The 13511-nt window shown below is 67.3% G+C and carries 11 protein-coding genes and 3 tRNA genes; 5 read left to right on the forward strand and 9 right to left on the reverse strand.

The features are described from left to right. Nucleotides 1-16: 16 nt before the first annotated feature. On the reverse strand, nucleotides 17-2284 hold the full coding sequence (gene rnr / locus BM109_RS09305; protein ID WP_371268787.1) for a ribonuclease R: 2268 nt from the start codon (nucleotides 2282-2284) through the stop codon (nucleotides 17-19). Nucleotides 2285-2365: 81 nt separating this feature from the next. On the opposite strand from rnr, the gene BM109_RS09310 reads away from it, so the two are divergent. Next, nucleotides 2366-2450 (forward strand) — tRNA-Leu (locus BM109_RS09310). Between the two features lie 218 nt (nucleotides 2451-2668). After that, nucleotides 2669-2753 (forward strand) — tRNA-Leu (locus BM109_RS09315). A gap of 87 nt (nucleotides 2754-2840) precedes the next feature. On the opposite strand, the gene rimO is transcribed toward BM109_RS09315, so the two are convergent. The 6 genes from rimO to BM109_RS09345 all read right to left on the reverse strand — a co-directional run bounded on the left by rimO (nucleotide 2841) and on the right by BM109_RS09345 (nucleotide 9061). Next, nucleotides 2841-4247, reverse strand: a complete 1407-nt coding sequence (gene rimO, locus BM109_RS09320) for a 30S ribosomal protein S12 methylthiotransferase RimO (protein WP_093342280.1) — start codon at nucleotides 4245-4247, stop codon at nucleotides 2841-2843. A gap of 39 nt (nucleotides 4248-4286) precedes the next feature. Next, nucleotides 4287-4847, reverse strand: a complete 561-nt coding sequence (gene phaR / locus BM109_RS09325) for a polyhydroxyalkanoate synthesis repressor PhaR (RefSeq protein ID WP_057591651.1) — start codon at nucleotides 4845-4847, stop codon at nucleotides 4287-4289. Nucleotides 4848-4928: 81 nt separating this feature from the next. Next, nucleotides 4929-5297 (reverse strand): hypothetical protein, encoded by a 369-nt coding sequence (locus BM109_RS09330; RefSeq protein ID WP_093342281.1) that lies wholly within the window; start codon nucleotides 5295-5297, stop codon nucleotides 4929-4931. Between the two features lie 427 nt (nucleotides 5298-5724). Then, nucleotides 5725-5801 (reverse strand) — tRNA-Val (locus BM109_RS09335). Between the two features lie 67 nt (nucleotides 5802-5868). Beyond that, a complete protein-coding gene (locus BM109_RS09340; protein ID WP_371268788.1) occupies nucleotides 5869-8073 on the reverse strand; it encodes a RelA/SpoT family protein in 2205 nt (734 codons plus the stop codon). A gap of 37 nt (nucleotides 8074-8110) precedes the next feature. Then, nucleotides 8111-9061 carry an alpha/beta fold hydrolase gene (locus BM109_RS09345; RefSeq protein WP_256222451.1) on the reverse strand — a complete coding sequence of 317 codons (951 nt, stop codon included), beginning with the start codon at nucleotides 9059-9061 and terminating at the stop codon, nucleotides 8111-8113. A 68-nt stretch (nucleotides 9062-9129) separates the two neighbouring features. Here BM109_RS09345 and BM109_RS09350 point away from each other — a divergent pair, with 68 nt between their 5' ends. Further along, on the forward strand, nucleotides 9130-9900 hold the full coding sequence (locus BM109_RS09350; protein ID WP_093342285.1) for a 3-hydroxybutyrate dehydrogenase: 771 nt from the start codon (nucleotides 9130-9132) through the stop codon (nucleotides 9898-9900). 45 nt (nucleotides 9901-9945) lie between these two features. Here BM109_RS09350 and BM109_RS09355 read toward each other — a convergent pair whose 3' ends face one another. Next, complete coding sequence (locus BM109_RS09355) at nucleotides 9946-10656, reverse strand: SIMPL domain-containing protein (protein ID WP_177239287.1); 711 nt, start codon at nucleotides 10654-10656, stop codon at nucleotides 9946-9948. A 103-nt stretch (nucleotides 10657-10759) separates the two neighbouring features. Further along, the gene (locus BM109_RS09360) at nucleotides 10760-11083 is read right to left on the reverse strand and encodes a hypothetical protein (protein WP_256222452.1); all 324 of its coding nucleotides are present in this window, start codon (nucleotides 11081-11083) and stop codon (nucleotides 10760-10762) included. A 197-nt stretch (nucleotides 11084-11280) separates the two neighbouring features. Here BM109_RS09360 and ompR point away from each other — a divergent pair, with 197 nt between their 5' ends. Together ompR and BM109_RS09370 are read left to right on the forward strand one after the other, a co-directional pair. Further along, nucleotides 11281-12012 carry an osmolarity response regulator transcription factor OmpR gene (gene ompR, locus BM109_RS09365; protein WP_093342288.1) on the forward strand — a complete coding sequence of 244 codons (732 nt, stop codon included), beginning with the start codon at nucleotides 11281-11283 and terminating at the stop codon, nucleotides 12010-12012. 73 nt (nucleotides 12013-12085) lie between these two features. Continuing rightward, the gene (locus BM109_RS09370; protein ID WP_093342290.1) at nucleotides 12086-13498 is read left to right on the forward strand and encodes a sensor histidine kinase; all 1413 of its coding nucleotides are present in this window, start codon (nucleotides 12086-12088) and stop codon (nucleotides 13496-13498) included. Nucleotides 13499-13511: the final 13 nt, after the last annotated feature.

Here is a 13511-nt window from a genome sequence, read left to right on the forward strand (position 1 = left end):
TCGATGAAAGGGGCACTCAGCCGCGGCGCGTCTTGCGCCCCTTCATCTTGTTGGCGGCCTTCTTGACCGCCGACTTGAAGGCCTGCATCGCGGACTGCGGACCGCCCGCGGCCGGTTCCCGCCCGGCGGCGCGCGTGCCGCCGCTCGGCGCCTCGGCCTTCTGGCGCGAACTGCGCTTGGCCGAGGCCTTGACCGGCACGCCGCCGGACGCGGCACCCTTGTCCTTCATGGCGCGCGCGGTGAGCTCCTCGCCCTCTCGCACCAGGCGGAAATCGATCTTGCGGCCATCGAGGTCGACGCGGCTGACCTGCACCCGCACCCGCGTGCCGATGGCATAGCGGATGCCGGTGCGCTCGCCGCGCAGCTCCTGGCGCATCTCGTCGAACTTGAAGTACTCGCCGCCGAGCTCGGTGATGTGCACCAGGCCCTCGACGTACATCGCATCGAGCGTGACGAAGATGCCGAAGGTGGTGGCCGCGGTGACCACGCCGCCGTACTCCTCGCCGAGGTGCTCGCGCATGTACTTGCACTTGAGCCAGGCCTCGACGTCGCGGCTGGCCTCGTCGGCGCGGCGCTCGTTGGCGCTGCAATGCAGCCCGGCTGCTTCCCAGGCCTGCACTTCCTTGGTCGGCGCGACCGTGGCCTTCTGCGGCTTGGTGGTCGGAGCCTTCACGCGCGAGGCCAGCCGCTTGGCGAGCTTGGCGTGCGCCTCGCCCGGCGTCGGCAGCATCGGCAGCTGGTAGCGCGTCTTGCCGAGGATGGCCTTGATCACGCGGTGCACCAGCAGGTCGGGATAGCGGCGGATCGGGCTCGTGAAGTGCGTGTAGGCCTCGTAGGCCAGGCCGAAGTGGCCGCTGTTGATCGGCGTGTAGATCGCCTGCTGCATCGAGCGCAGCAGCATGGTGTGGATCTGCTGCGCGTCGGGGCGCTCTTTGGTCGCCTCGGCGATGGCCTGGAATTCGCCGGGCGCCGGATCGTCGGTGATGCTCAGCCCCACGCCCATCGCCTTCAGGTAGCCGCGCAGGATTTCCTTCTTCTCGGGCGTCGGGCCCTCGTGCACGCGGTACAGGCCCGGGTGCTTGCCCTCGGCGATGAAGTCGGCGCTGCAGACGTTGGCCGCGAGCATCGCTTCCTCGATCAGGCGGTGCGCCTCGTTGCGGGTGCGCGGCACGATCTTCTCGATGCGGCCGGCGTCGTCGCAGATGATCTGCGTTTCGGTGGTCTCGAAGTCGACCGCGCCGCGCTTGCCGCGCTGCTTGAGCAGCGCCTTGTAGACATCGGCGAGGTTCAGCAGGTCCTTGACGCGCTCCTTGCGCTTGGCCGCCTCGGGGCCGCGCGTGTTGCCGAGGATGGCAGCTACCTCGGTGTACGTGAATCGCGCGTGGCTGAACATCACGGCCGGATAGAACTGGTAGGCGTAGATCTCGCCATCGGCAGCGACCAGCATGTCGCAGACCATGCACAGGCGCTCGACCTCGGGGTTCAGCGAGCACAGGCCGTTCGAGAGCTTCTCGGGCAGCATCGGAATCACGCGGCGCGGGAAGTAAACGCTGGTGGCGCGGTCGTAGGCATCGATGTCGATCGCCGAGCCGGTGCGCACATAGGCGCTGACGTCCGCAATCGCAACCAGGAGGCGCCAGCCCTTGCCACGGCCGACCTTCGCGGGTTCGCAGTACACGGCGTCGTCGAAGTCGCGCGCGTCCTCGCCGTCGATCGTGACCAGCGGCACGTCGGTGAGGTCGACGCGGCCCTTCTTGTCGGCCGGACGCACCTTCTCGGGCAGCGCCTTGGCCTCGGCCAGGCACGCTTCGGAGAACTCGTGCGGCACGCCGTACTTGCGCACCGCGATCTCGATCTCCATGCCGGGGTCGTCGATCTCGCCCAGCACTTCCTTCACCCGGCCCACGGGCTGGCCGAAGAGCGCGGGCGGCTCGGTGAGCTGCACCACGACCACCTGTCCCACCTTGGCGGGACCGGTCGCGCCCTTGGGAATCAGCACGTCCTGGCCGTAGCGCTTGTCCTCCGGTGCCACGAGCCAGATGCCGCCCTCGTGCAGCAGGCGGCCGATGATCGGCTGCTCGGGGCGCTCGATGATCTCGACCACGCGCCCTTCGGGGCGTCCGCGGCGGTCGAGCCGCACCACGCGCGCCTTGACGCGGTCCTTGTGCAGGACCGCGCGCATCTCGTTGGGGGGCAGATAGATGTCGGCTTCGCCGTCGTCGCGTTGCACGAAGCCATGTCCGTCGCGATGGCCCTGAACCGAGCCTTCGAATTCATCCAGCAAGCCGCTGGAAGTGACATTATTTTTGATATGATCTCCTTCTTTACTGAAATTCAAAGCGTACCTGCTTCGGCAAGTATGCGGGCCCAGATGGCGGAATTGGTAGACGCACTAGTTTCAGGTACTAGCGAGTAACATCGTGGAGGTTCGAGTCCTCTTCTGGGCACCAAGTTTAAATAGACTCTCATCGAGTCCTTCGATTCAAGCCACCGGTCTCCGGTGGCTTTTTTCTTGCCCGCTCCGATCATGGTCGTCATCGACGTCGGCGCGCGCGCGGTCAGTCCGCGCATCGGTGCCTGTGTCGTGAACGCATCATCGTGCGCACAAAATTGCGAGGCCGCGAGAAAATCGTTTTTGATTTGATATACTCGTAGGCTTTCCTGAAATGCCCAGATGGCGGAATTGGTAGACGCACTAGTTTCAGGTACTAGCGAGTAACATCGTGGAGGTTCGAGTCCTCTTCTGGGCACCAGATCCAAGAGCAGCTTCAAAAGGTTCTTGAGATTCTTCGAATGAAGCCACCGTTTCACGGTGGCTTTTTTCTTGTCCGTTCGAATCATCAAACGGGCAACGCGATCAGGTCGTGCCCCTCGGCGCCCACGATGCGCGCGCGCGTGAACTCCCCCACCTTGAGCGTCTTGCTGATCTTCTCGGGCGGCAGCAGCCGCACGGTGCCGTCGATCTCGGGCGCGTCGGCGTAGGTGCGTCCCACGCCACCCTTGCGGCCCATCGCCGACGCGGAATCGACCAGCACCTGCATCGTCGCGCCCACGCGCTCCTGCAGCTTGGCGATCGACACCGCCTCGGCCACTTCCATGAAGCGCGCACGGCGCGCCTCGCGCTCGGCCTCGGGCAGCATGCCGGGAATGTCGTTGGCGGTGGCACCCTCGACCGGGCTGTAGGCAAAGCAGCCCGCGCGATCGATGCGCGCTTCGCGGATGAAGTCGAGCAGGTGCTCGAATTCCTCTTCCGTCTCGCCGGGAAAACCGGCAATGAAGGTGCTGCGGATCACGAGTTCCGGGCACACCTCGCGCCAGCGCGCAATGCGCTCGAGGTTCTTCTCGCCGCTGGCGGGACGCTTCATGCGGCGCAGCACATCGGGATGGCTGTGCTGCAAGGGCACGTCGAGGTAAGGGAGCACCTTGCCGCTGGCCATCAGTGGAATGACCTCGTCCACGCTCGGATAGGGGTAGACATAGTGCAGCCGCACCCAGGCGCCATAGGGCTCGGCGATCTCGCCGAGCGTGCGCACCAGCTCGAGCATGCGGGTCTTGACCGGCTTGCCGTCCCAGAACCCGGTGCGGTACTTGACGTCCACGCCATAGGCCGAGGTGTCCTGGCTGATCACCAGCAGCTCCTTCACGCCGCCCTCGAACAGCGCCTTCGCCTCGCTCAGAACGTCGCCCACGGGCCGCGACACGAGGTCGCCGCGCATCGAGGGAATGATGCAGAAGGTGCAGCGATGGTTGCAGCCCTCGCTGATCTTCAGATAGGCATAGTGGCGCGGCGTGAGCTTGAGGCCCGCCACGCCGAAGCTGTTGGGCACCAGGTCGACGAAGGGATCGTGCGGCTTCGGCAGGTTGGCATGGACCGCATCCATCACCTCCTGCGTGGCATGCGGGCCCGTGACGGCCAGCACGCTGGGGTGCATCTGCTTGACCAGATTGCCGCCCTGGTCGCCGGTCTTGGCACCCAGGCAGCCGGTGACGATCACCCGGCCGTTCTCGGCCAGCGCCTCGCCGATGGTGTCCAGGCTTTCCCGGACGGCATCGTCGATGAACCCGCAGGTGTTGACGATCACCAGGTCGGCGCCCTCGAAGGACTTGGCGGTCTGGTAGCCCTCGGCGCTCAGCTGCGTGAGGATCAATTCGGAATCGGTAAGGGCTTTGGGACAGCCCAAGCTCACGAAGCCGACCTTGGGGGCGGCCGTCGTGGCTGTTCGTTCGTGGGAGGCAACTTCGCTCATAGCCTCCTATTGTCCCAGCTATCTGGGACTACAGGTATTTCAGGGACGCTTGATGCCAAAGGCGCCCAATACCTGCTCGGTGCTTTTCTGCATCTGTTCCTGCATCTGCAGGAAGACATTCTTCGATTGCTCCACGTAGTTGCCCATCAGGCCCTGCAGCATCGGCGACTGCATGCTCATGAAGCGCGACCACATCTCGGGCGTCAGGCCCTCGGCCTTCTCGGCGAGCTGCGCCTGCACCTCGGTCATGGCCTGGATGTTCTTCTCGAGGTAGGGCGCCATGTAGCTCTGCATGGCCTGGCCATAGAAGCGGATGATGTTGGCCAGCACCTGTTCGGTGAACATCGGCGCACCGCCCGCCTCTTCTTCGAGAATGATCTGCAGCAGGATGCTGCGCGTGAGGTCGTCGCCGGTCTTGGCATCGCGCACCACGAACTGGGCGCGCTCGATCACCAGTTGCTTGACCTCGGTCAGCGTGATGTAAGTGGACGTCTCGGTGTCGTAGAGCCTTCGGTTCGGGTACTTCTTGATCACACGCTGTACCGGCTTGACCCCGGACTTCTTGCTCTGCACTGCGGACTCCTTCACATGGACGCCCATGTCATCGGATGATTCTAGGGAGCGGTTTTGCTGCATCGCGACAAGGTTTACCCTGACCGCGCGCAACCGCCGGCCGCGCTTTCACTCGGCGGCCGTGGCGTACTCCGCGCCGCAAGCCGCGCAGGCAGCCGATTCGGGCCGCTCCGCCGTTTCCTCGCGAAAGCGCAACGGGCTCTTGTGCCCGTAGACGACCCAGCAGCGCGGGCAATGCTCGTGGCCAGCCGTCGGCAGGTAGGCGCGGGCGCGCTGCTCGGCGCGCTCCTGTGTGACCGGCATGCCCTGCCGCGCCGCACGCTCGACCTCCCGCGCCGCCATGGTGTCGAGGCGGCCACCCGCACGGTCGTTGATGCCGTAGACGGCCCGCGCGAACTCGATCGGCGCCTGCTTCATCAGCGCGGCCAACCGCGCCTGCGCGCGCTCGCGATCCACCACGATCGGTCGCGCGCTCATCGGATGATCCCCGAGGGGAAATGAAAAGAAAAAAGGCTCTGCACGGCAGCCAAGTTAGCACAAGAAAATGGCCCGGTGGTTGCCTGCGGCGGCCATCCGAATGGGCGATTGCCACGGCGGGAAGCCGGCCGGATGTCCGGTTCGCCAGTCCGGCGAATGGCCGATCCAGGGAATAGCGCTCGGTCGGACCTGGGCATCTCTGCGAAAACGATTCTACCCACCGGTAGGATCCTCTTTCGCCCCACTAGCCACAGCTCGCCTCGAGCGCCCAAACCCTAATCCACGAAGGACGCATCAACGTCACGCCGGAATCACGGATGGGATGAAGAGGCAGGAGATGAAGCTTCGGACTTCACTGCAAGGGGGAGAAGAATCTCCCCAAAATCTCCCGTTGTGCCTGAAGACTGGTTTTCTTCAGAGGGAGATTTGGTAGGCGCGATTGGACTCGAACCAACGACCCCCACCATGTCAAGGTGGTGCTCTAACCAGCTGAGCTACGCGCCTGCGATTGTTTCGAGAAGCTGAAAGTATAGCAGGAGAAATGGCCGTTTTCGGGCAGCCCGCCCCTTTTTCATCGGCGTCGCGCAGATCGAACGCCAGCCACCGCCGTGACCACGTTGAGCACCTGCGCGAGACGCGCCGCATCGGCGATCTCCACGGTGAAGGTCATCCATGCCGTGCCCTTGACCGACTGCGTCTGCACGCCGATCACGTTCATCTTCTCGCGCGCGAAGACATCGGAGATGTCGCGCAGCAGGCCCTGCCGGTCGGCCGCCTCCACGGCAACGTCGACCGCATAGACCGGGGCCTCGCCCTTGGTCGCGCCCCACTCCACGTCGATCACGCGCTCGCCGTCGCGCGAGGCCATCGTGCGGAAGTTGCTGCAATCCACGCGGTGCACGCTCACGCCGTGGCCACGCGTGACGAAGCCCGCGATGGCATCGGGCGGTGCCGGCTTGCAGCACTTCGCGAGCTGCGTCATCAGCGAAGACACGCCGACAACGAGCACGCCGCCCTTGCCCGCCTTCTCGCTCGCGCGCGGCTTCTTGATCTGCACGCCGTCGTCGGGATTCGCCGGCGGCTCGGGCGGACGCAGCAGCGTCTCGATGTTACGCAGCGAGAACTCGTCCTTGCCGACCACTTCGAACAGCTGGTCCGCCGATTTGAAACCCAGTTGCGATGCGAGGTCCTCAAGCCGCATGGCCGTGCGGCCTTCGCGCTGCAGCAGCTTCTCGACCGCCTCGCGGCCGCGCGCCACCGTCTCGTGCGTGATCTGCGCATTGAACCAGGCGCGCACCTTGGCGCGCGCGCGATGGCTCGCGAGATAACCGAGCTCCGCATTGAGCCAGTCGCGCGAGGGCCCGCCTTCCTTGGCCGCGATCACCTCCACCGTCTGCCCGTTCGACAGCGGCGTGTTGAGCGGCACCATCGCGCCGTCGACGCGCGCGCCGCGGCAGCGGTGGCCCAGCGTGGTGTGCACCGTATAGGCGAAGTCGACCGGCGTCGCGCCCTGCGGCAGCTCGACGATCGCCGCATCGGGCGTCAGCACGTAGATGCGATCGTCGAACAGGCCCTGGCCCTGCAGCCCACCCGACAAGTCGCGCTCCCACGCCAGCAGCTGGCGCAGCACCGCGATCTTGGCGTCGTACTCGCCGCTGGCCCACACGCCCGCGTAGCCCTTGTGGCCGGCTTCCTTGTAGGCCCAGTGCGCCGCCACGCCGTGCTCGGCGTGGTCGTGCATTTCCTCGGTCCGGATCTGGATCTCGATCGGCTTGCCCACCTGGCCGTCGACCAGCGCGCGCACCACGGTATGCAGCGACTGGTAGCCGTTGGGCTTGGGCCGTGCGATGTAGTCGTCGAACTCCTCGTCGATCGGCTGGAAGTGCGAATGCACCCAGGCCAGCGCCGCGTAGCAGTCCTTCACGTCGGGCACCACCACGCGCAGCGCGAGGATGTCGAAGACCTGCGCGAAGTCGAGCGACTTGCCGCGCATCTTCTTGACGATGCTGTAGATGTTCTTCGGCCGCCCCTGCACGACGGCGCGGATGCCCTCGGAGTGCAGCTCGCTTTCGAGCCGCGAGCGCAACTGCTCGACGTAGCTCTCGCGCTCGATGCGCTTCTCGTCGAGCAGGCGCGCGATCAGCTTGTAGGTTTCGGGCTCGAGAAAACGGAACGAGAGGTCTTCGATCTCCCACTTGACCTGCCAGATGCCGAGCCGGTTCGCGAGCGGCGCGAACACCTGCAGCGATTCGCGCGCCACGCCCTCGGGCACCGGCTTCTTGCTGGCGGCCGCATAACGCAGGGTCTGCAGGCGCGAGGCCAGGCGCAGCATCACCACGCGCAGGTCGCGCGAGAACGCCAGCAGCATCTTGCGCACGTTCTCGGTCTGGGCGCCCGCGCCCTCGTTCTGGTGGGCACGCGCCGCCGCGCGGGCCTGCTCCTGCACGCGCACGAGCTTGGTGGTTTCCACCGCCAGCGCCGCGAAGTTGTCGCCGAAGACCTTGGCGATGACTTCCTGCGGACGGTTGAGGTGCGAACAGGCATAGACCAGGTAGCTCGCGCCCTGCATGGCCTCGGAGCCGCCCATCTTCTTGACGATGGCGGCCACCGCGTCGGCGTGCGCCAGCGCGTTCTCGCCGGTGTCGAGCAGTTCGTCGACGATCAGCGGCTCGGCGAAGGCGCGTGCGCGCGCGAGCATGTTCTCCATCACCGGCGAGCGCTCGGCGGTGGCGGCCGACAACGGATAGTCGACGACGATGCCGTCCGAAGCCGGCATCCCCTGAAGGCTGGAAGACTCGCGCTTCACGCCGCCCTCAATCGAACAGGAAGTCCACGACCACCGCGGCCTGCGCGGGATCGACGAAGGTCGGCGCATGGCCGACACCCTCGAACTCGACCAGCGCCGCCTGCGGGCCGCGCTGCGTCATCGCGGTGACGGTCTCGCGCGACAGCAGATCGGACTGGGCGCCGCGCGTGACGAGCACGCGCGCCGTGATCGCGTCGTACAGGCCCCACATGATGGCGCCGCCCTGTGCCGCGGCTTCGGGCGTGATGGCACGAAGGCCGACCGCGAGCGCCGGGTCGTAGTGCAGCATCCACGGGCCGTCCGTGCCGGCCGGCGCATCGACCTTGGCCGTGCCATCGGCGCTGCGCTGCGAGGCCGGCACGACCATGGGCCGCGTCAGTTCGAGCCATTGTTCGGGCGTGTGCGGACCGAAGCTGGTGGAGATCGCCCACAGCGCGTCGGCCGCCTGCTGCAGGCTGTCGTACCGGCCGCCCTGCCCCACGTAGGCCGCGATGCGCTGGATCGCCGCCGCCTCGATGGTCGGGCCGACGTCGTTGACGACGAAGCGCCGCACCGGCGCCGGCAGCGGCAGTTCCTTGTGCCCGGCCAGCACGAAGCCGATCAGGCCGCCCATGCTGGTGCCCACGTAGTCGAGCGTCTGGATCGGATGCTGCTGCTGGAGCTGCGCGAGCAGCGCCACCATGTCGCCCGCGTACAGCGGCACCTGGTAGGCGGCCGGGTCGCGCAGCCAGTCGCTGGCGCCGCGGCCGGCCACGTCGGGGCAGACCACCCGCACCCGGCCTTGGGCGCGCGCCACGAGCGCACGGGCCAGCGCATCGAAATCGCGGCCCTGCCGGGTCAGGCCGTGCACGCAGAGCACCACGTGCGGGCTGCCCGCGTCGCCCCACTGCCAATAGGCCATGCGGTGGCCGCCGTGGGTGTCGTTGCACGCCACGTGGTGAAGCGTCGGTTCGGTCATGGAAACAGGGCCGTTCTGGTGCGGATAATCTTCTCGTCGCATCCTAATTCATCCGGAGATTCATCTTCATGCTCAAAGGCAAAACCGCTCTTGTCACGGGGTCCACCAGCGGCATCGGGCTCGCCATCGCCCAGTCCCTCGCCCAGCAAGGCGCCGACATCGTGCTCAACGGCTTCGGCGACGCCGAGGCGCCCAAGGCGCAGATCGCCGCGCTCGGCGTGCGCGCCGAGTACCACGGCGCCGACATGAGCAAGCCCGACCAGATCGAGGACATGATGAAGTTCGCCGCCGCCAGGTTCGGCCGCGTCGACATCCTGGTCAACAACGCCGGCATCCAGCACGTGGCCAAGGTCGAGGACTTCCCGCCCGAACGTTGGGACGCGATCATCGCAATCAACCTCACGAGCGCCTTCCACACCACGCGGCTGGCGATTCCCGCGATGCGCGAAGCCAACTGGGGCCGCGTCATCAACATCGCCTCGGCCCACGGCCTGGTGGCATCGGCCCAGAAATCGGCCTATGTGGCGGCCAAGCACGGCATCGTCGGCTTTACGAAGTCGGTGGCGCTCGAGACCGCGACCACCGGCATCACGAGCAACGCGATCTGCCCGGGCTGGGTGCTGACGCAGCTGGTGCAAAAGCAGATCGACGACCGCGCGGCCCGCGAAGGCATCAGCGCCACGCAGGCGCAGAACGACCTGCTGGGCGAGAAGCAGCCCTCGCTGCAGTTCACCACGGTGGAACAGCTCGGCGGGCTCGCCGTGTTCCTGTGCTCGCCCGCGGCCGACCAGGTGCGCGGCGTGGCCTGGCAGATGGACGGCGGCTGGACCGCGCAATAGGAAGAAACACGGGCGGAGCGCGCCAGGCGCCCCGCCCCGCAGCCCTTACTTGAGCTGCACCGATCCCGAGACGTTGACCACCACGCTGGTCTTGCCCGCCTCGATCGGCACCTGCGCGTCGGCCGAGAAGGACTTGGCCGACGCCGCCATCATGCGCGGACGGATCGGTCCGCCGTCGTTCGCATTCACCGACACCTCGCGCAGCGTGTAGCCCGCGAAGCCGAAGTTCTTCGAGAGCTCGATCGCCTTCTGTTTGAAGGCGTCGATCGCGAGGGTCTGCGCCTCGGTCTCGGTCTTCGCGCGCTGTTCGCGGCTCAGGCCGAAGCCCACGTTGCCGACGGTCAGCGTCGTGATGCGGCCGGCCGTCTGGGCGATGCGCGGGAAGTCGCGGCCCTCGAGCACGAGTTCGGCCGTGCCCTGCCAGCCGTTGATCTTGCCTTCGCGCGTGTAGCGCGGCGACAGGCTGAAGTTGCCGGTGCGCACGTCGAGCTGGCCGGCCTGCGCGTTCTTGCGCGCCTCGGTCAGCGCCGCGTCGAGCGCGGTCTTCAGCTGCGCCTGCACGCTGCCGGCGTCGGTGCCATCGCGCGTGGTCACGAGCGTCATGCTCAGCAGGTCCTGCTGCACCTCGACGGTTCCGTTGGCGCTGAGCTGCAGCACGTTCTGCGGCGGCGCCACGACGGCGTTCTGCGCCATGGCCGCGCCGGCCAGGCCGGCCCATGCGGCACACGCGGCGATCAAGGTGATGGTTCTTTTCAAGATTGGCTCTCCCAGGTTGTAGGTACGTCGATGACGTACGAGAAGAAGGCGGGCACTCGGTGCACCCGCCCTCGCGGCGCGAGCCGTGGCTCGCGCACTGCGCTCAAGGTCGCTGGCTGCGCGGCGCGGGCAGGAGCCGCGCGGCCGGCATCGGCGCCGGCACGATGCGTTCGGCCGGCTGCGATTCTGCCGAATGCGCGGAGATGCCCGGCGTGCTCCACTGCCCGCGCACCTGCTGCCGCAATTCGTACAGCTCGGCCGGCGTGAGGCGCCGTCCCGCGATGGCTTCGCCGCGGCGCATCTCGTCGCGCTGTGCAGCGCGGTGCGCAGCCACCGCGGCCCGCAGATCGTAGCGGCGCCCATCGGCCACCCGAAGGAACTCGGCCGCCGAGATCGACGGCACACAGGCACACGCGAGCAGCAGCAAGGGTGTGGCGGATGAAAGAAATCTCTGCGCAAAAGTCATAGGGCAGAGGCACTGTGCCACCGCCGCGCTTACATCGGATGACTGGACCGCGAGCGGTCGCAAGTTTTGTAACTTAGTGTCAGTCTCAAAGCAAATCCGGCTCAACCGGCTTCCAACACCTTCAGAATCGGCGCTGTTACAAATTCGACGTTGTAGAAATGACTCAAGTTCCCGCTCGCACCGACAAGATCGTGATCGTCGACGACGACGCCCGCATCCGCGACCTGCTTCGCCGCTACCTGACCCAGGAAGGCTTCGAGGTGATCGTGGCCGAGGACGGCAAGGCGCTCAACCGCATCCTGTTGCGCGACACGGTCGACCTGATCGTGCTCGACCTCATGATGCCCGGCGAAGACGGCCTGTCCATCTGCCGCCGCCTGCGTGCCGCCAACGACCGTACGCCGATCATCATGCTCACCGCCAAGGGCGAAGACGTCGACCGCATCGTCGGTCTCGAGGTCGGCGCCGACGACTACCTCGGCAAGCCCTTCAACCCGCGCGAACTGCTGGCGCGCGTGCACGCCGTGCTGCGCCGCCGTCCGCCGCTCGAGGCGCCCGGCGCGCCCTCGACCGAGAACGAGACCGTCACCTTCGGCCCGTTCACCTTCGACCTCGGCTCGCGCACGCTCAAGAAGGACGGCGAGGAACTCTCGCTGACCACCGGCGAGTTCGCGATGCTCAAGGCGCTGGTGCGCCACCCACGCCAGCCGCTGTCGCGCGAGAAGCTGGCCCAGCTCGCGCGCGGCCGCGAGTTCGAGCCCTTCGACCGCAGCCTCGACGTGCAGATCTCGCGCCTGCGCAAGCTGGTCGAGTCCGACGCCGCGGCACCGCGCTACATCCAGACGGTGTGGGGCGTGGGCTACGTCTTCGTGCCGGACGGCACGGCCTGACGCGGCACCAGCGGTGGCCATCGGCCTCCCCTCCGCAAGAGAAGCCCCCCAGGAGGACGGCGCCCAGGTCACGATGCCCAGCCCGCTCGAGGGCGCGGCGCAGCGTGACCGGCGCCCCGGGCTCAAGCTCGGCTTCAGCCTGTTCTGGCGCACCTTCTTCCTGCTCGCCCTCCTGCTGATCGGCTGCACCGTCGCCTGGCTGCAGACCTTCCGCTCGCTCGAATACGAACCGCGCGCGATCCAGACCGCGCACCAGATCGCCTCGCTCGTGAACCTCACGCGCGCGGCGCTGGTGTACTCGGACGCGATCACGCGCGTGTCGCTGATCAAGACGCTGGCCGACCAGGAAGGCGTGCGCATCCTGCCGCGCGAACCCAACGACCGCGTGCAGCCCTACACCAGCGGCGCGCTCGACCAGCGCGTGACCGAGGAGTTGATCGACCAGCTCGGCGCCGGCACCACGGTGGCCAGCCGCGTCAACGACGAGGCCGGCCTGTGGATCGGCTTCACGATCGAGAGCGACACCTACTGGCTGCTGCTCGACCCCACGCGCTTCAGCCGCGTGGGCGGGCGCACCTGGCTGGTCTGGCTCAGCACCGCCATGGCGCTGTCGCTCGCGGGCGCGGCGTTGATCACGCGGCTCATCAACCTGCCGCTCAAGCAGCTCTCGCGCGCCACCATGCAGGTGCGCGAGGGCGAGTACGAAGCGCACCGACTCGACGAGCGCGCGCGCACCAACGAGATCCGCGCGGTCAACATCGGCTTCAACCGCATGGCCGACCAGCTCGCCAAGATCGAGCAGGACCGCGCGATCATGCTGGCCGGCATCTCGCACGACCTGCGCACGCCGCTCGCGCGGCTGCGCCTCGAGACCGAGATGAGCGTGGCCGATGAAGACGCGCGCGACCACATGGCGGCCGACATCGCGCAGCTCGACGCGATCATCGACAAGTTCCTCGACTACGCGCGGCCCGACCATGTCGACCCCAAGCCGGTGCTGCTGCGCGACGTGGTCGACTCCTGCACCTACGCCGTGCAGGACTACGAGGAGATGAGCATCACGGTCGACGTGCCGCCCGACCTGCGCGTGATGGGCGACGAGGTCGAGCTCACGCGCGTGATCTCCAACCTGGTCGAGAACGCGCGCCGCTACGGCAAGACGCCCGCCACCGGCATCGCCGACGTGGTGATCCAGGCGCAGGCGAGCAACGATGCGGTGCTGATCAAGGTGCGCGACCGCGGCGCCGGCGTAGAGCCGGCCCAGCTCGCGCAGCTCACCAAGCCCTTCTTTCGCGGCGACGCGGCGCGCACCTCGGCCGCGGGCGCGGGCCTGGGCCTGTCGATCGTGGCGAAGAACATCGAGCGCATGGGCGGCACCTTCGCGCTCACCAGCACGCCGGGACGCGGCCTCGCGGCGCACATCCGCATGCCGCGCGCGATGCCGGTGCCGCCGCGGCCGGTGCAGCCGCCGGTGCGCAAACTCTGAGAGAAAGAAGAAG

Source organism: Variovorax sp. PDC80, from assembly GCF_900115375.1.
Classification (GTDB): Bacteria; Pseudomonadota; Gammaproteobacteria; order Burkholderiales; family Burkholderiaceae_C; genus Variovorax.

Coding starts and splice junctions, on each gene's coding strand:
- ompR (WP_093342288.1), top strand. CDS start 11,281: ATGACTCAAGTTCCCGCTCGCACCGACAAGATCGTGATCGTCGACGAC.
- BM109_RS09340 (WP_371268788.1), bottom strand. CDS start 8,073: ATGCCGGCTTCGGACGGCATCGTCGTCGACTATCCGTTGTCGGCCGCC.
- phaR (WP_057591651.1), bottom strand. CDS start 4,847: ATGGGCGTCCATGTGAAGGAGTCCGCAGTGCAGAGCAAGAAGTCCGGG.
- rimO (WP_093342280.1), bottom strand. CDS start 4,247: ATGAGCGAAGTTGCCTCCCACGAACGAACAGCCACGACGGCCGCCCCC.
- BM109_RS09370 (WP_093342290.1), top strand. CDS start 12,086: ATGCCCAGCCCGCTCGAGGGCGCGGCGCAGCGTGACCGGCGCCCCGGG.
- BM109_RS09350 (WP_093342285.1), top strand. CDS start 9,130: ATGCTCAAAGGCAAAACCGCTCTTGTCACGGGGTCCACCAGCGGCATC.
- BM109_RS09345 (WP_256222451.1), bottom strand. CDS start 9,061: ATGACCGAACCGACGCTTCACCACGTGGCGTGCAACGACACCCACGGC.
- BM109_RS09330 (WP_093342281.1), bottom strand. CDS start 5,297: ATGAGCGCGCGACCGATCGTGGTGGATCGCGAGCGCGCGCAGGCGCGG.